Source organism: Bacillus sp. NPDC060175 (genome assembly GCF_042728695.1).
Taxonomy (GTDB): Bacteria; Bacillota; Bacilli; order Bacillales; family Bacillaceae_G; genus Bacillus_A.
Window position 1 is genome coordinate 12,048 of record NZ_JBHWYR010000063.1, and the last position, 17,777, is coordinate 29,824.

The window sequence follows — 17,777 nt, forward strand, 5'->3', positions numbered from 1 at the left end:
ACACAAATTAGAATACGCAATCGATTTTGAATATTGGTAGAGAGCCAGTCCATTAATGTGGCGTGAGGACGAATGGAATGATCGTACATATAAAACTAGTAAAATAGAAAAAACCACCGAAAGGTGGCTGTTAAGCGGTACGTGTTTGTTCCATTAATTTCACGGTTTTTGTTAGTTTTTCACCATTTCGATAAACGGTTACTTTAATTGTATCTCCCAATTTTTTCTTTTCATATAAATATTTACGGAATTGAACGACATTTTCTATTTTTTGTTCATCCAATGCAATCACAACATCATACTGTTGTAAGCCGCCCTTTTCTGCTGGTGATTGATTTGAGATATTCCCCAACACGGCACCATTTGATATCTCTTTTGGTAATTTTAATTGATTACGTGCAGAATCTGTCATTTTCTCTACATCTAATAACTGTACACCCATCATTGGACGTTTAACTGTTCCCTCTTTTTCAAGAGACCCTAGGATTGTTTTGGCTATATGAATCGGGATTGCAAATCCAATTCCTTCAACAGCTTGTTGTGCAATTTTACTCGAATTAATTCCAATGACTTCACCCTGTTCATTAAATAAAGCTCCTCCACTATTCCCAGGATTAATAGCTGCATCTGTTTGAATTACCTGTGCTTGCCAATCCACTTGTTGATTTCCAAGTGTACTAACAGGTATTTCTCGTTCCTTGCTACTAATAATCCCCTTTGTTACAGTACCTTCTAGCCCCAATGGATTCCCAATGGCTATTACCGTTTCCCCTGTACGAATTTTTTCTGAGTCTCCAAGTGTCGCCACTCTTTTTACATCTGTCCCGTCAATTTCTAATACCGCTAAATCTAATAATGGATCTGTCCCTACTACTTTAGCGGGAACCTTTTTACCATTATTCAATTTCACTTCTACATTATTCGCACCGTCTATCACATGATTATTTGTAACAATGAAAGCCTTATTACCGTTTTTTTTATATATGACCCCTGATCCCGAACCTGCTTCTTCTGATTGATCTTGCGTATTAAATGCATCTGCATTTTGTTTATAGTTAATGACACCTACGACAACTTCTTTTGCAGATTCAATCATATTTTGAAGGTTGCTCACATCTTCTGGTTTGTAAGAGGTCGGCTTAACCTGATTTACTTCGTTATGTTTAGGAGATTGGTCTGCATTTCCTTTGATTTCATTTATATAAGGGATGGTCAATCCAATGGTAATTACACCAATCATTGCACCAATTATTCCTGTGAAAAAATACCCTGTTTTTTTATAGGCTTTATTCCTATTGTTTTCTGTTTGATTTGTATCATAATGTCCCATTGTGAACATCCCTTTCTCCTTTAATTTCAATTGAATATTTTTATGTTCATATTTGAATTACGATGTATGAATGTGATATTTAGGAATCACCATTTCAAAAAAAAATTTCACCTTTAGGCATGGTTCAGATATAAATCAACTGTTTTTTCGTAGGGGTAACATTATATTTGAATTTTTCTATAAATACATGTATGACGATATTCAACCCCACCTCGAGCTGGTCTCTAAAAAAAAGAGCCTATTCGGCTCTCATCAAATCAATTATTCAATGTACATAGCATGTTATACGGGTATTGGCACAAAGCAGCAAGAAGGAATCATAACCTCAATTAGATTCTTTACTCTTTTGTTATAAACTTAGAGCCGAAAGTTCTCGTGAGAATGGATGGTAATAGTTTTGTCTGTAAATAAGAAGGAAGGGATAAAAATTGATAGATTGTGTATGTCGTCAACATCATGTATCATTCCTTTCTATTTGATACATGTAGCATACAAACCTAATCTGTATTCTATATGGAGTTAATCTAGAGTTATAGTAAAGATTTTCAGTACCTAGCTATTAAATGCAAAAAAAAAGAATCAATTTGATCCTCTCTATTTTTGTTCACTAGACTTATATAGCTTTCTTTTATTTACACTTGTATATTTATTTAAGTACGGTGCTAATTTCAATTTTTGTTTTTTCTCTTTTATGCGACCATTATTCGAATGAGGGGCCATCCACAGTTGTACATCTAATAAAGAAAGAATGATGTTTGCTTCCAGTGACACCTTGATTACCTCCCTCTGTCTTGTTATGTATATAACCTATCTCATGCATCTGGAGCTGATTTGAAATACATGTAGTTTTCCTGTGAAGTTTTTATAGTGTTTCTATGTATTCTAATTCGTCTCCACATCAGCTCCAGATTGGAGGATTATAATGAATACAAGAGGTGATATAACGATGAACTATCATATTCTGGTGGTAGAAGATGATCAAGAAATACAAGAATTAATCAAACAATTTTTAATGACACAACAGTATAAAGTTATAGTTGCATCAGATGGATTAGAGGGCATGAAACAATTTAATAAGCAGTCCTTCGATTTAATTCTTCTAGATGTGATGATGCCAAACCTGAATGGCTTTGAAGTTGCCAAAATGATTCGAAGTCAGTCAAATATACCAATTATTATGCTAACTGCGCTAGAAGAAGAACAAGATCAAATGAAAGGATTTGATCTTGGAATCGATGATTATATTACGAAACCTTTTTCTTTTCATGTTTTGATGAGACGAGTCGAGGCAGTACTGAGAAGAAGTAATAATCAAAGTACGGATAATCATTTTGTATTTAGAGAACTACATGTCGATGGCGATGCATATAAAGTATATGTAAATAAAGTTGAAGTTCCCCTAACGACAAAAGAATTTGAAATTTTGCAACTACTACTTCAAAATGAAAAAAAGGTACTCACAAGAGAAAATATCGTAGAAAAAATTTGGGGATATGAGTATGCCGGAGACACACGAATGATTGATACGCATATGAAAAACATACGAAAAAAATTAGATATACCCTATATTAAAACAGTAAAGGGCATTGGTTATAAAATCGATGAATAGGATTGTAAAAATCATGAAGATGAAGAGAATTACCTATAAACTCTTTATGACTACATCCCTCATTTTGTTAGCCTTTGCAACCTTAATTTATGTAACTTTATACTTCTTTCTCCCTAAATTTTATGAGAAATACAAAACAGATCAGCTTCAAACGGGAATCGAAGAAATAATTGATAAATCTAAAGATCTTACGCTTCAAAATGCAACACCACTTGTTGATGAATACGCACAAAAAAATAATGCAGTGATCTACCTTCAAGATAATGAGGGAACAATTATTTATACTCCTTCTTTTACTTTTCTTCAAAGTACTATTCAAGGGGGTACTGTTCAGGGGAGTACTGTTCAGGGGAGTACTGTTCAGGGGAGTACTGTTCAGGGGAGTACTGTTCAGGGAGGTACTCCAGCAAAAGGTTTTGTTACAACAGTACCAATAAAGGGTTTGGCTCAATCTCATAATTCATATGAGGCTACCAAGCCAATACAATTCCAAGATGTTAACTTAACGCTTGTGGTGTTCGCAACATTTCAACCGATCGATGAAGCTTCACAGGTCTTGGTACGTTTTCTACCCTATATTAGTATCATTGTACTGGTTATTGGTTTAGGAAGTGCTTATCTCTATTCAAGATTTATTACTAAACCACTTATTTATATTAATGAAGGTGCACAAAAGATGGCAAACTTGGATTTCTCCGAAAAAATTGAGGTTCGTTCTATGGATGAATTAGGGGAATTGTCCAATAGCTTGAATGATATGTCCATAAATTTACAACAGGCAATTTTTGATTTACAAAAAGCGAATCATCAATTGAAAAGTGATATTGAAAAAGAAAGAGAAATAGAAGCAAAGCGAAGGGAATTCTTTGCTATTGTAGCACATGAATTAAAAACTCCTCTTACTGTTATGAAAGGTTACTTAGAGGGGATGATATATAATATCGGCCCTTATCAAAATCGTGACCAATATTTAAAGAAAAATCATCAAATAATTGGAAGTATGGAACAACTGGTTCGCGAAATTTTAAGCACATCAAAACTAGAACAACATACCTTTAAACCACAAGTAGAAGAAGTAAATCTTTCGAAGTTAATAGGTACAATCACAAAAGACCTCGAATTTTTTGCTTCTCAAAAAGACATTCAAATAATAAAAGAAGTCGATTCTGACATTTTTGTTTATACGGATTGTGTTCTTTTAGAAAAAGCTTGTAAAAACATCATTCATAATGCGATTATGTATTCACCACTTAACGAAAAGGTCTATATAAAGTTAAGCCAAAAATCTAAGCCAAACTATATCGAAATGCAAGTCCTTAATACAGGTGTCGAAATTAAAGAAGAGAATATACAACATATATTCGAACCCTTTTATCGAATCGAAAAGTCAAGAAATCGAAATACTGGAGGGAGTGGCTTAGGATTATATATTGTAAAACAAATTTTCGAATCCCTTTCTATCACGTATTCTATGAATAATACCAAACAAGGCGTACAATTTTTGGTTACCATTCCATTATCCATCAAGTAAACAATAAAAAAATCTCGATCTTACTTCATCCTATAGAAATAAGATCGAGATTTTTTATATAGGATACCGTCACATTAATAAAAAGAGTTACTTAAAATATAAGTTATATTCTAATATTTTATTGTTGCTAACTGACGGTATCATTATATTTCATTCTGCAGCTTATTTAGAAGAGTTATGTACATTTCGAAGAAGTTCTTCAATAAGTTTTGTTTTTTCATTCACCTTTGTGGCATATGTGAAATCACCATAACAATATGGATACCTAAAATTATTTTTATTTCCACCACAAGTGTACATCGCTGGATTTTGATCAACTTTCATCTTAGAAAACTTTTTAGCCGAATCTTCCGAGTGTTGTTTAACTTCTTGACTGGCAATAAAATCAATATACCCTGGTCCCATATTATAGCTTTGAATAATTGCATCCATGCTAACATCTTTTTCCGTTCCATATTTGTACATTTTAGCAAAGTGTTTTACCCCTTGTTCAATGCTCAAGCTTGTCTCTTGAATTTCATTTGGCTTTAATCCAAGTGATTCAGATGACTGCATAGGGTCGTTTCCCTCACCTCTACTCTCTTGGTACATAATTCCTAATAAAACTGCTGTTTTCCCTCCTAAATTATATTTTTCTAATTCTTTTTTCAAAGTAGGCTCATATTGCAATACACGTTTTTCGGTAGCGAGCGCTTTATTTTGTTGAATATTAGTTTTATGATTAATATATAGTATTCCAAGCATTGTTCCTAAACCTAAAATACTAATAAGGAATACTTTAATAATTTGTTTTTTACTCATATCCTTCATATATTTCTCCTCGTATAAGAAATTCAATTTTTCAATGGCGGTTGGTTATTTACAAAATATATAATAATCATCTATTTCTCTGCCCCTTTCAGACTCAAATTTATTTCTTTTAGGTTTAAAGTTTAATATAGAAATTTAAAGATAAGATAAAGATAAGATAAAGAAAATATAAAGTGCATTTTTTAAAGTACTTTAAAAAGATATTGGTACAAACGAATATGTGGGACAAGTTGTAGATATGAATGGATATAGTGATAATCGAGAGGTTATCATACAAGTTATTAATTATGGAGATATCATTCTAGAAGAAGTTTTACTATGTCATAACTTACTTTAAATTTACTTTGCTCATTTACTGCATTCTAACAATCATCATCACACATGACTTAATATATTATTGAAAAGAAAAAAGCTCTGCACTATGCAGGCTTTCTTTATGATTTCACCGCTAAATTATTCATAAAACTTTTTATAGAATTCGCCTGAAATATACGTAAATGAGGAGATTGAACGTCGTAATGTTTGTCAGTAATGATAAGGATTGAAGGAAAGAATTTAGAACCTTTCGGTTGCCAGGATTCATTGTGCCATTCTTGGCTATGGAAGTATAACTCGTATCTGTTTATCTTATCTTGCATTATTTTTTTACTGTACACTGACTTTTGAACTTCAATAAAGAATGGCGATCTACGCCATATTGTAAAAGCATCCGGCTCCATATATACTTTCCCATACTTTGGTTCAACTTCAAATAGTTTAGGATTTTCATAATGAACGAGTTGTTTGTATACGTCCACAATACCAAGGAAATGAGGAATTTTTTGACTTGTCTTTCTGATAGAACTTGGCTGCGGAAAATAAATGTATGGGTGCTGTAATACGTTAGCATCAACATAGCCGTCTCTTCTTAATCGTTTCATAACCGTATTACAACAAGTTACCGCATTCTTTAAGCCTTGAAAATGCAAGTCAATAATATCGTCACGGGACATGCATCTAAATCGCTTCAAATCATTCAAAATTCCTTTATCTCTACTCTTCATCATCTAACACCCCAAATAACGGAATTTCTTCTTGCGATGAATTCTGGAGTATTTTCTCCTCTTTAGACATGCGATATGGTTCAACAATTTGTTTCGCCTTACTTAATTCCAAATAAGGAGCTTGCACTTTCTTTAATCCATTTCGTTTTAAAATCATTTGGCCTGATAGCTCTAAATGCTCTGAACCAGGAGTACCCATGATATTACTATTAATTGCACTATCACATTTAAAGCCGATTCTTACGGTCATATTGAGCTTTAACTTACCATCTAACACTTTCGCATCTGGCCGCTGCATACTAAGCATAAGAAACACCCCAAGTGATCGGCCGACTGCTGAAATCTTTTCAATTGTAGTCATACACTCTTTTTCATCTTTTAGCATGGCCACTTCATCGATAGCAAGTAGAATATATGCTTTTGGATGATCAGGATTTAATTTGTTGTACGCATCAATATGATCAACTTCATATTCTTCCATAAGTTTTCGTCGTTCTCTGATTTCCTTCCATAACTTTTGAAGCATTATTTTCATTTCAATTTCTTCCATACAAACTTCTTTCACATGCTTCACCCTACGCAAAAAATGAAATTCAGAGTTTTTTAAGTCACCAAGGTACAAATGCAACTTTTCAGGAGACATATATTGAATAAGTGTGGATAATACAACACGTACCATACTACTTTTCCCGCTTCCCGTTTCTCCTGCTATTAATAAGTGTGGTGTATTGGAATCAACCATATCGTACGTAATCATTTTTCCAAATTGATCCCGGCCAACCACAACAGGAAGACGGTACCCTTTTAATAAGTGCTGCCATTCTTTATAACAGTACTTGTAAGGTTTTAGTCCAGCAGCTGAATGGAATGCATGTAGTACAAACTTTTTCATATCCCCTTCAATCGTAAGATTCCGTCCTAATATTTGCTGAAAACAGAACCACTTCTTTTCGATTTTCTGTGGATCTAATCCGTTTGGGATGGTAAATACATATCTCACGCTTTCTTTCGAAGAGGAAACATTATGTATCTTTGGATAAATAGGCACTTTTCCCCCACGCGTTTGATGTTCCGTATATAAACCTGCTTTTCCGAACACCTCCATAAGCTGATTCCTTAACCTTTGCGTACGAAGCCACTCCTTTATAATCCCCATTACTCCCTTCCCTCCTTAAAACATGATTACGATACGAACAAATACATATCCAATCAAGCAAACTCCACCAATTCGCGTTCCGTGATAAATACCTTCGCTTACAAATTTAGCTGCTGATATATAGTCATGCCGCACCAAGTATTTTTCTAACATGACTGCTCCGATTAAAATCGTTCCCATAACTCCTAATGCAATGTAAGTATGTAATACCTGATCCGACATATGAAGGAATGCGAAAGGACTTAATGAATTGTATTTACGAATTTTCTTTTCTTTATCTTTGTATGACCGATCCATAAACTTTCGAAAAAGAATTGTTTCTTTCCTAGCACGCATGAAAATGCCCTCCTCTATAAACAGAATGAAATTACTAGATGAAATATAGGGTTTCTACTCCTATTACCTTGATAACATTACTTTGATTGGTACTTTGATTGGTACTTTGATAGTACAAAGGCTAGCTGGTATGGTAGCTACTTTGATAGCGACCTTGATACATCATATTGTGGATAGCTTGTACATTATTAACACTTTTGTTTAAAAAAAATGAGCTTTGGCAAAAATAATATTAAACAAGTATAAAAGAATGGGAGTGTAAAAGGTGTTCGGATTAGGAAAACCTTTATCAAAGTTCGGAAAATTTCTTAAGAAGAATGAAATTACTCAAACGGAGTTAAAAGAATGGAGCGGAGTAAACCAGAATACAATTAGTCGCATTTCACGATCTAATGGGAATAGGCCATCATTAGGTAATGGCCAAAAGATAATTAGATCTTTGAAAAGAAAAGGCTACCGTGTAGACTTTGAAGATTTTTGGATGTAAGAATCAGCCACAATTTGTTAAGCTGATTCTTTTTTTGCATGCATCCCTATCTTATTTTAGTTCTTTGTATTCCCCTGGTTCTTCTGAGTCTTGTCCCACTTCAATTTTTCCAATGCAAATACGTGTACCATCTATCTGGTTCAACTTTAAATATTTGTATATATCCAGTAATTTTCACTTTTGACTGTAATGATGAGATATACACACTAGTATATTTTTATTTTTTTACAAAAACCCCTTCATAAGAGAACGTATATTCGTGTATAATAAGAACGGATGTTCTCGTTATTAAGGAGGCGTAAAGGTGTATGACTACTCAATTTTGCCGAATCGAATTGTTTTATGTGTAGATCTTCGAAGCTTTTATGCTTCAGTTAGTTGCATCAAGATGGGATTAGACCCACTACATACCAAATTAGCTGTAGTAGGAGATGTGAACAGAAATGGCTCTATTGTTTTGGCTGCAACACCACCATTAAAGGCATTAGGTGTTAAGAAAATGGCAAGGTTGTACGAAATACCACGGCGTAAAGACATTCTTGTGGTAAACCCAATCATGGGAACTTATATAAAATGCTCAAATTACATAACGAAATTAGCTCTACAATACGTTCCTATTGAAGATTTTCACCAATACAGCATCGATGAATTCTTTATGGATATTACAAATAGTATCCATCTGTTTGCGAATGAGCCATATGAATTCGCGTTAAAATTCAAACGTGAAATATATAAGAAAACAAGAATTGAATGCACGATTGGGATTGGGCCTAATCCTTTAATGGGTAAGATCGCTTTAGATGTGGAAGCGAAGAAGATAAAAGACTGCATCGCATATTGGAAGTACGAAGATGTACCCATAAAATTATGGCCGATACGACCACTTAGTAAGTTTTGGGGAATTTCGAGTAAAACAGAAGCAAAATTAAATCGAAAAGGAATACATTCACTTGAAGACTTAGCAAAATACCCGCTCAAATACTTAAAACAAAGTTTTGGAGTTATTGGTGAAGAATTACACCTACATAGCAACGGCATTGATTTTAGCCGCATTGCAGAAAAATACATACCAGCAACAACTTCAATTGGTAAGAGCCAAATACTCATGCGTGATTACACAATAGAAGAATTTCCAATTATCCTTCTGGAACAAATCGAAGAAGTTTGCTATCGGCTGCGAAGACATAATAAACTTGCTCAAACCATACAATTTTCTATTGGTTATAGTAAAAATTACGCTGGCGGTTTCAGGAAAACTCATACTTTGAACCGACCTACCAATTTAACAATGGATATTTATCGAATTTGTACATACTTTTTACATGAGTTATATACGGGTGAACCCATAAGATCGATTAATGTTTCTTTGACCAACTTAATCAATGAAGGCGAAGAACAAATCTCTCTTTTCGATGACATCATACAACGCGAAAAAGAAATAAAATTAACTAAGGTAATGGATGAAATACGCACTAAATTTGGCAAGAACAGCATATTAAGAGGCGTTTCTTATACAAATAGTGCTACAGCAAGATACAGAAACACATTGTTAGGGGGACATAGATCATGAACAACGCGAATATGCCAAAAGGAAGAGGTATGGTCAAATGGTCTCCGTTCGCAGCGATTCCTGAACAGTTTGCTGGTATTCGTGAAATCATCAAGGAGAAAAACAAAGTAAATCGGCCGCTCTTAACCGCTGAAGAAAAAGAACTGAACGAGAACATGCTGTTATGTTCCTTATTATCTGAAGAAGAAATACTAATTACATATTATGAAGACGGTTATTTACTCTCTAGCTATATGACTGTTGTTGATATTGATCCATCAAATAGCGCTGTTATATGTACGGATGCTTTTTATAATAAGATGACACTACAATTTTCTAATATATTGGATGTGAAATAAAATATCTCTAATATAAAAGCCGAATCTTTAAAGTGAAGTGCACCTCCGATCGTTAGACACAGTCTAACAATCGGAGGTGCACTTTTTTATGGCTAAATTTTCTTTCTCCACAGTTAGTTACTTTGAGAAGTCAGCTCTTTTTTTCGTTTTGGGATGATTACTTTTCTTAAGTTGATGGTGGTGTGGTACTACCCCACATCGCCATCAACTTAAAGAATCAATATGTTCAAGATGCTTAATAGTCTCGTTTAGATTATGTATTTGGAAATTTAACATCTCTTGAATTCAGTAATTGCATCCCAAAAAGTACTCCTAGATTTATCTAGGAGTACTTTTTTATGAAACATTCCTCTTTTTCTAAATCAACAGTTGTATTTTAAATCATCAATATTATTTCTCTACTAATACAATATCGTCAAAATAAGCATCACAGCTTTCACCGGAAGGAATATAAATGTAGACCTTTCCTGAAACCTCTGTATCTCCAGTAGTAAATTCAACAGATTTTTGTTCATATTGTGAGGAAGTGAACTCCAATGTTTTTTCACCTACCCCATTAATTTCTGTCCCTACAATAACCTTTCGTCCCGAGGACACTATTTTTCCATTTGCTGATAATGTATATGTAGTATTAGGCTTAAAAGTTGCATATCCTTCAAACCCACCATTTGATCCTGTTAAATGAATTCCTTTAGAATTATTTATGCCTACATGCTCTTCGATACTGGAATTTATATACCCCCATTGTTTAAGAGGATCTAAACTGGCATTTTGATCAAAATCAACATTTAAAATATAAGACTTTTCCTTTAATTGCACATTATCAAACTTAGCTCTACCATTTCCTGTGGAAGCAAAATTCACTGCAAAATTTGATACACCTTTACTAGTTTCAAACTTAAATTCATGATGGGCTGGATTAAAACCTGTATACTGATTTTTTATTAATGGAACTATTTTTTGATTTGAATCCAAATTGCCTACTGTTACTTCTGCTGGAGATCCTATAATACCTGCTACATCAAATGATAATGTATATTTTGTGTTTGGCTTTACAGTAACAAGCTGATAAGCATTGTCTTCATGTGTTAATTTCAAATAATGATTCCCCGTTTCAGAAGTACCAATGTTCTCATTAGAAGAATTAGGATTAGATAACGCCCAATTATTTAGCCCATCTTCAAAATCTCCATTTGTAACTTGTTCAGATACAGATAAACTATCCGCTGATACAATCCCTGAAAAACCCATACTAACACTTAATACGATTGCTGTAGAATATGCTCCCAAACCAAATTTTTTTAGCATCTCCGTCATCCCCTTTAGATACGTTTAAATTGTACTTGTTCATATTTCTATACAATGTTAGATAAGCCTACCCAAAATTTCGCTTAAACATTATATAAATATTTAAGTGAAAATTCCGTCTAATTATTTAAATAATCTATAAATAGGTCTGTGATATAGGGATATCTGTAAAATTTTAAAATGGTACTTATGAAGGCGTATTTTTCTTATAGCTATATACCCATCTGTAAAAGTGTTTCGAAAGGTACACTTTTCTAGTTTAAGATTGATTGGAAAATTATGTTTCATTACAACTATAAATTCATCGAAAAACAGTAAATTATATTCCGATTATAATGCTGATTAATGAGTAATAATGCACCATTCTTCTCTATTTACCTATATTTAATTTTTTCATAATCTATTATCATATAGATATTGTTTAAAAGTGTTTTGTGCAAAATGAACAATTGAAATTTTCAGGAATACACACCCCTGACAACCTCCCTCGCTTTCTTAATTCACATAATTTTCAAACATTATAGTTTCACATGTTAAGATTTGTTATATAATGAAGTCAAGCCATATGTAAGATGGTTTCCCCGTTACGAGTAATGAGATAGTTTGATTCACCTTTTATACATTATCTGAAAAAGAACTTGTAGTGATTTCTACAAGTTCTTTTTGCTCTTCTTATTGTATTAGAGCAGAAACAATAATGAAGTATTTATTTCTCGTTTACTAACTAAAATTTTGTATTTCACGTACATTAAGCCTTGTATATATTTTCAAAAAGACTAATCAAAATGGTTTTCTTTCTGTTTGAATAGTCTCTCTATTTTTTTAAGGAAGTTTAATTAAAAACAGCACATAAATTAATCCTGAATATAAATACTTTATCTTTCTTGTCCATCTGTTTGATTGGCTTGGAATTCCATTTTTAGAGCAATACTATCCCCTTGGAAAACGTTTTGATCTGTTCCGTTGTCTTCAAATATAAACTTAATCCAAAACCAATCCATTTTCCCAGGTTTTAATCCTCCTGTTTCAGTCCACTTAGAATGAAATACTTTTTTGGAGGCAATCTCTGGGCTTTGTGATTTTAGTTCTGCAAGGGTTGTCTCGTATGCAGGGCTTTTTGCAGGATCCCAATCCCAAAGAAATTGTACTTTAATATGTTTACCGAAATCTTCTGTAGTGTTATTTTGTTTTAAATCATTTACAGTATAGTCTATTTTCATCATGATATCTTTAATATCTAATGTACCACTATTTTTCAAATTAAATTTCTTTAATATTTTGTCCCCAGGTTTTAAATTTTCTAAGTTAAGTGAAGTAGTTGGTTGCATAGCTAAATCCAATGTACCTGCTGCAAAAGAATTATTTGTCACCACTTGATCGCTAAAATATGCATATGTTCCCCCACCAATTAAAGATAAACCAAGAGCGGCTGAAACCACTCCAACACCTAATTTCTTTTTCAATGACATTTTTTGTTCCTCCCATATCATTTTTATAATCTTTCTCCCTAATCAACCGAAAAGGTCCCCTTAATACAGATATACCATGAATTGCGAAAAAATTATATTTAAAGCAGAAAATTCCTTATTGAGAAAATTATGTTATTATCTATCTTCTGTAAATGAAACGTCCCAAAAATAGAAAAGTTGGATTTATAATTATCAAAACCTCTGCCAAAAACAAATATCTCCACCTAATCGGGCATTACGTACTGAAGATTTTATTTCTCTACAAGAAGAGGAACGTCTAAAGAAAGTATCTGCATCATTAGAAGGACTGACAGAAAAACAACGAACTACCCGTCCTATGATTTTAGAGCGAAATCTTTCTATTATAATCTTGCTCCTAGACTAAGGATTATCTCTACATGAGCTTGTCGCTTTACGAATGAAACATGTACATTTTGAGAACAATACATTATCTATTCTTGAAGACACAAAGATTAATCGTACAATCCAGTTAAAAGAAGAGGATAAATTACACCTATACAATTACTATAAAACCATTCCCGAGCCAGTACGCCCTAGATATCATAGCGATGATGCACCAAAATTCCTGATGGAAATCTCCGTTCAAAAAATGATTCGTTTAGAGGTAAAACGGGCTAATCTGCGGAAAGGAATTTCTGCACAACATTTCCGAAACACCTCTATTTTAAAGATGATCCAGCAGCAATGCACAGCTGAACATATTGTGAAGCAAGTCGGTTTTAAAACTAACGTATCCTTAAAAAGATACTATACATACTATGAAAACTCTAATGAGAACAAAGGTTAAAAAACCGCACTTAATGTATAAATTTTATATACCTACAATTTTTTCAGGAGAGATGGAGGTGTTAAGATGAAGAAAAATGAAGAATCATACTTTATACACGAATATACCTTGCTAGATAAGACTACCAAATCTATTAAAATCGAGTCTTGGCGTTCACTGAAAGAAGAAATCATATGTTATCAAGACCTAAAGTGTAAAAAGTCATAAAAAATAAAGTGCGATACATATTAGACATAACCAATATGTATCGCACTTTTACTTCATGTTCAACAATCGCGCCCGATTGTTGAACTTGTAAGGGTATCGCCAGCATTTCGGAAAAAAACACGCTAAGCAAAAAATACAATAAGCCGCCCATATGGACAGCTCATTTACATAATTTTCGTTGTCGGAAGTCAATGTTTCTGAGAATCTATAAAGTTCTAGCGCTTATTTGCAATCAATTTCTCCAGTTCTTTTAAATACATTTCCATTCTCTGTTTTAAAATATCCTTATTTCCCATTTGCTGTTCAACCTTATAACTTAAATCCTCTTGTTTTAACAGCAAATAATGTTCATGAATTTCTAATAAGATCCACAACAGATATTCATCAATTAGTCTTTTATATAGAGAGTGGTCATTGCCTGCATATGCTTTAACAAAGCCCTCTGCTATGCCGTTTAATACGTCTACACTGCTATCATAACCCCTATCTATATATCTTGGAGCGTTGGAATAAGAAGAAAGGAGAAGTTTATAACAAAAGTAAAAGTAACCAGTATACTTTACATCAAAATCTAATCTAGGATATGGATCAATAACGGAAACATTATCCTGGTGGAATACTATATTCTCAGGGGTAACATCTTGATTAACTAAAGATATCTTTTGTATCCTTTTTCTTCGGATAGAAATGATATTCTGTAATTTTAATTCAACCTGTTTCCGATTGAATGTTAACTCTGAGTTACTTAGCTTTTCTAATGCTTTAAGATAAAAATCATTATCTTGCTCCCATCTCTCTTGAATATCTAATGCTTCCTTACCTTCTATATTGTTTTCGCTCCATATTAAATTTCCATACCCCTTCAGCATAGGATCCTTATCGTGCATCTCTTTATAAAATTTTCCCAACAACTGTCCTAAATATAATGATTTGTTATAGTCTAAGCTATGTAACGATAGACTACTTCCCATAAAGCTTTCTACATTAAATATTATTTCTTCATCAATAAAGTATTTAAATTGGGTGGGGCATATTCTCCAAATGCATTTGTTGGCTTGGTTATAATATGTTTTGGATGATTCATATTCTGTAAGAAGGTGCTGTCTGGTGTAAGTTTGAAGCTGATTATATGCTTTCTTTTTTTTAATTCTTATAACAAAATCTTGATTTGAAAATGTTTTTATTCTATAAACTTCATGCCATGCACCTTCTCCAACATATATCAATTCTTTCAAATCATTTATCATTAATTGTTTTAAAATATAATCAATTTCTTTGTTAGTTAACTTTTGCATACGGTATTTTCACCTCCGGAAATATTACCAAATAATTCAATTTTATCATAACTTCAATTTTTTCGTATGTATATCCTATACACTAATAGTTAACATAACGTCTCATTATCGGTACTGAAAAAGGATCTTCGATTGAAGATTCTTTTGTGCTGCTTATTGAACAATCGCGCCCTTTGCTGAATAAAGACAAGTTCTTTACTTTAAAAAGGAAACTAAACGTTTTCTTGTATCCACAATCGTAACTTTTCTGCATAGAAAGGACGTTCATCTGGTTCAGTGTAATAACCTTTTGTTAGGTAGAGATTATCATTTTCATATCTCGGATAAACGTGAAGATGATAATGCCATACATCTTGATTTCCAGCAGGTTCATTATGTTGTCGAGTAGAAACTCCATCACATCCATATGTATTTTTCATCGCGAGCGCTGTCAATTGAGCAGCACTATGAATTTCAGCAGCCATTTCTGCTGGAAGCTCATATATATTCTCAAAGTGTTCATTAGGAACAACGAGAACGTGTCCCTTGTTATTAGGCCACCATTTGCTCGCGATAAACGCCGTAACATGTTTATTCTGATAAATAATGTCTCTTTGTTTTGTTCCCTTATTTGGTTTTTCATTACCTGATACAACCCGACAAAATGGACATTTGTAAGCTTCAGGTTTATGTGAGTATAAATCCATCTCTCCTATCACTCCCTTAGTTTATTCTCAATTACCAATATAAACAAAATAAGCGATGATTCTTATTGAATCATCGCACCTTCTAGTTAAAAATCGAAAGCTGCCAATCCCCTAATAAGTCCCCAAGTAATTTCAGATCTTCTGTATTATTACTTTGACATCTTTCTTCAACTTTCCTGCCAATTAGCTGTTACTTCCCAATCTGTCACTTTACTCATATGTTTGCCGCAGTTGGAAGCATAAACTTGCCGAAAATTACTTGTTTTAGAAGATATTCAACTAATTGTCCAAAGAAAATGGAAGCATAACTTTGCCGTGGGTTGATTATTCACCCGTAAGTTTGCTGTGGGTTTTATTAGTACAGCTTTGGGATAGTGTTTGGTCAAATCGATACTAATAATTTTGATAAACGAGCAAAAATTAAGAACGTGTTTTGAAAAAAGATTGAACAAATCAACCTAAAATTCTATTCTATATTTTTTTTAGCTGCGTAATCACCATAAAAGTAAGTGTCCCAAAAATCACCATATTTAGGAGTAGCAATTATGGTATATTCCCCATTTCCATCGACTTCAAACAAAACTACACTATTATTTTCCGATCCCACATAGTGATTTGAATTATCTACTCTCATATAGATACTGTATATTCCTTTTGTTAATACTCCACTTTTTTGAAAGTCTTCAATTAGATCTTTGGCGTTTGGAATAGGATGTTTATTTTTATTCATGTCAAATTCTAATTGAAAATTCACCACACCTATTTCCGTTGCATACCTGCCATACTCGCCATCATGACTTTCACTTCGGGGGTCCCTTGGTATTAATGTAGGTAAAAGTTTAGTAGTATCTATCTTTTGGGTCTTTTTAAAATTATCAAGTAGCTCTTGAGAATTATGTATATCTAACTCAATGTTATCGTAAGGAAAGATACGAATAGAGTTATGCCCTTCTAGGACAACTTTATCAGGATATTTCACTAACCCATATTTTTTAATGATCTGTTTCATTACTTGAACTACTTCTGGGTGTTGCTCAATATATGCACCCTTGAATTGTTCGAGATAGATATCGTCACTATCATTTTCTAAAATTTTCAAAGTATCTCTTTCAATCATTAGGAACGGATAAGTACGATATGGCTTTTTCATTTCTACATAAGTTTGATGGTCAATCCCATTAAGCCAATTATTATCTGTCTGAATAACAGAAAACTCACCTTGTATTCCATAGTTTGTTTTTAAATATTCTTGTATGGGTTGATTCAGTTTATCTTTAGGGAAATAACATCCACTAAGAATTAGGAATGATGTACTTACTAAGATGAATTGAATCAATCTTTTAATACTCTTCATTTTTTACCCTACATTTCTTAAATTTTAATAATATTATAACATTTTTCATTCAACTAAACTGCCACGTTGGCATAAGTACACTTCTTTACAATCTTAACGAAACAATTAATAATGTTACTCCACAATCTGACCTGTTTGCTTAATAAGAAAAAACTATATTATCAAACGTTCAAATATAAACGGTTTAACTTTTTTAAAACTCACAATTAAAAGTACATGTAAATCTTTTATGAGCTCATAAGAGGTGATCTTTGGTACCAAGTTTGAATAAATCCTCCTTAGCTTTAATTCAAAAACATTAAAATCACCGGAAGCATAAGTTTGCCATAAACAAAAAGAACCATAAGCTTGCCGTTTCGGCAAACTTATGGTTCATATCATATTAGTGATCTTTATATTTAACCTATTACATTACATAAAATCGTAATACTCTATGATTT

Annotated in this window: 16 protein-coding genes and 1 pseudogene; 6 read left to right on the forward strand and 11 right to left on the reverse strand. The window is 32.9% G+C overall.

Translation table 11 applies throughout. The features are described 5' to 3' along the window. Nucleotides 1-130 precede the first annotated feature (130 nt). On the reverse strand, nucleotides 131-1,339 hold the full coding sequence (locus ACFWDE_RS23735) for a S1C family serine protease (RefSeq protein ID WP_377895096.1): 1,209 nt from the start codon (nucleotides 1,337-1,339) through the stop codon (nucleotides 131-133). Nucleotides 1,340-1,924: 585 nt separating this feature from the next. Then, nucleotides 1,925-2,101 carry a hypothetical protein gene (locus ACFWDE_RS23740; protein WP_002017115.1) on the reverse strand — a complete coding sequence of 59 codons (177 nt, stop codon included), beginning with the start codon at nucleotides 2,099-2,101 and terminating at the stop codon, nucleotides 1,925-1,927. Nucleotides 2,102-2,252: 151 nt separating this feature from the next. On the opposite strand from ACFWDE_RS23740, the gene ACFWDE_RS23745 reads away from it, so the two are divergent. Continuing rightward, entirely contained in the window at nucleotides 2,253-2,939 is a 687-nt protein-coding gene (locus ACFWDE_RS23745) for a response regulator transcription factor (RefSeq protein ID WP_377895098.1), read from the forward strand. Nucleotides 2,940-2,952: 13 nt separating this feature from the next. Continuing rightward, nucleotides 2,953-4,470 carry a sensor histidine kinase gene (locus ACFWDE_RS23750; RefSeq protein WP_377895101.1) on the forward strand — a complete coding sequence of 506 codons (1,518 nt, stop codon included), beginning with the start codon at nucleotides 2,953-2,955 and terminating at the stop codon, nucleotides 4,468-4,470. Nucleotides 4,471-4,632: 162 nt separating this feature from the next. On the opposite strand, the gene ACFWDE_RS23755 is transcribed toward ACFWDE_RS23750, so the two are convergent. The 4 genes from ACFWDE_RS23755 to ACFWDE_RS23770 all read right to left on the reverse strand — a co-directional run bounded on the left by ACFWDE_RS23755 (nucleotide 4,633) and on the right by ACFWDE_RS23770 (nucleotide 7,815). Next, nucleotides 4,633-5,280 carry a lysozyme family protein gene (locus tag ACFWDE_RS23755; protein WP_002169578.1) on the reverse strand — a complete coding sequence of 216 codons (648 nt, stop codon included), beginning with the start codon at nucleotides 5,278-5,280 and terminating at the stop codon, nucleotides 4,633-4,635. A 434-nt stretch (nucleotides 5,281-5,714) separates the two neighbouring features. Next, nucleotides 5,715-6,290 (reverse strand): replication-relaxation family protein, encoded by a 576-nt coding sequence (locus tag ACFWDE_RS23760; protein WP_377895122.1) that lies wholly within the window; start codon nucleotides 6,288-6,290, stop codon nucleotides 5,715-5,717. Nucleotides 6,291-6,312: 22 nt separating this feature from the next. Next, nucleotides 6,313-7,479, reverse strand: coding sequence for an FtsK/SpoIIIE domain-containing protein (locus ACFWDE_RS23765; protein WP_377895104.1), 1,167 nt, complete (start codon nucleotides 7,477-7,479; stop codon nucleotides 6,313-6,315). A 15-nt stretch (nucleotides 7,480-7,494) separates the two neighbouring features. Continuing rightward, the gene (locus ACFWDE_RS23770; RefSeq protein WP_063217617.1) at nucleotides 7,495-7,815 is read right to left on the reverse strand and encodes a hypothetical protein; all 321 of its coding nucleotides are present in this window, start codon (nucleotides 7,813-7,815) and stop codon (nucleotides 7,495-7,497) included. A 265-nt stretch (nucleotides 7,816-8,080) separates the two neighbouring features. Between ACFWDE_RS23770 and ACFWDE_RS23775 the strand changes: the two genes are divergently transcribed. The 3 genes from ACFWDE_RS23775 (at nucleotide 8,081) to ACFWDE_RS23785 (ending at nucleotide 10,210) form a co-directional block, all read left to right on the forward strand. Beyond that, complete coding sequence (locus tag ACFWDE_RS23775) at nucleotides 8,081-8,302, forward strand: helix-turn-helix domain-containing protein (protein WP_002017086.1); 222 nt, start codon at nucleotides 8,081-8,083, stop codon at nucleotides 8,300-8,302. Nucleotides 8,303-8,606: 304 nt separating this feature from the next. Beyond that, nucleotides 8,607-9,872, forward strand: coding sequence for a Y-family DNA polymerase (locus ACFWDE_RS23780; protein ID WP_377895107.1), 1,266 nt, complete (start codon nucleotides 8,607-8,609; stop codon nucleotides 9,870-9,872). Next, nucleotides 9,869-10,210 carry a YolD-like family protein gene (locus ACFWDE_RS23785; protein ID WP_377895109.1) on the forward strand — a complete coding sequence of 114 codons (342 nt, stop codon included), beginning with the start codon at nucleotides 9,869-9,871 and terminating at the stop codon, nucleotides 10,208-10,210. The genes ACFWDE_RS23780 and ACFWDE_RS23785 overlap by 4 nt, the downstream gene beginning before the upstream one ends. A 390-nt stretch (nucleotides 10,211-10,600) precedes the next feature. Here ACFWDE_RS23785 and ACFWDE_RS23790 read toward each other — a convergent pair whose 3' ends face one another. Both ACFWDE_RS23790 and ACFWDE_RS23795 read right to left on the reverse strand, forming a co-directional pair. Beyond that, complete coding sequence (locus ACFWDE_RS23790; RefSeq protein ID WP_377895112.1) at nucleotides 10,601-11,518, reverse strand: carbohydrate binding domain-containing protein; 918 nt, start codon at nucleotides 11,516-11,518, stop codon at nucleotides 10,601-10,603. Nucleotides 11,519-12,393: 875 nt separating this feature from the next. After that, nucleotides 12,394-12,987, reverse strand: coding sequence for a TasA family protein (locus ACFWDE_RS23795; RefSeq protein WP_033707526.1), 594 nt, complete (start codon nucleotides 12,985-12,987; stop codon nucleotides 12,394-12,396). A gap of 214 nt (nucleotides 12,988-13,201) precedes the next feature. On the opposite strand from ACFWDE_RS23795, the pseudogene ACFWDE_RS23800 reads away from it, so the two are divergent. After that, a pseudogene (locus ACFWDE_RS23800) lies at nucleotides 13,202-13,795 on the forward strand (site-specific integrase); the annotation flags it as partial. A gap of 422 nt (nucleotides 13,796-14,217) precedes the next feature. Here ACFWDE_RS23800 and ACFWDE_RS23805 read toward each other — a convergent pair. The 3 genes from ACFWDE_RS23805 to ACFWDE_RS23815 all read right to left on the reverse strand — a co-directional run bounded on the left by ACFWDE_RS23805 (nucleotide 14,218) and on the right by ACFWDE_RS23815 (nucleotide 17,337). Then, nucleotides 14,218-15,297 carry a hypothetical protein gene (locus tag ACFWDE_RS23805; RefSeq protein WP_377895115.1) on the reverse strand — a complete coding sequence of 360 codons (1,080 nt, stop codon included), beginning with the start codon at nucleotides 15,295-15,297 and terminating at the stop codon, nucleotides 14,218-14,220. Nucleotides 15,298-15,509: 212 nt separating this feature from the next. Beyond that, a complete protein-coding gene (locus tag ACFWDE_RS23810) occupies nucleotides 15,510-15,983 on the reverse strand; it encodes an HIT family protein (protein ID WP_377895117.1) in 474 nt (157 codons plus the stop codon). 466 nt (nucleotides 15,984-16,449) lie between these two features. Continuing rightward, nucleotides 16,450-17,337, reverse strand: coding sequence for a hypothetical protein (locus ACFWDE_RS23815; protein ID WP_377895120.1), 888 nt, complete (start codon nucleotides 17,335-17,337; stop codon nucleotides 16,450-16,452). Nucleotides 17,338-17,777 lie beyond the last annotated feature (440 nt).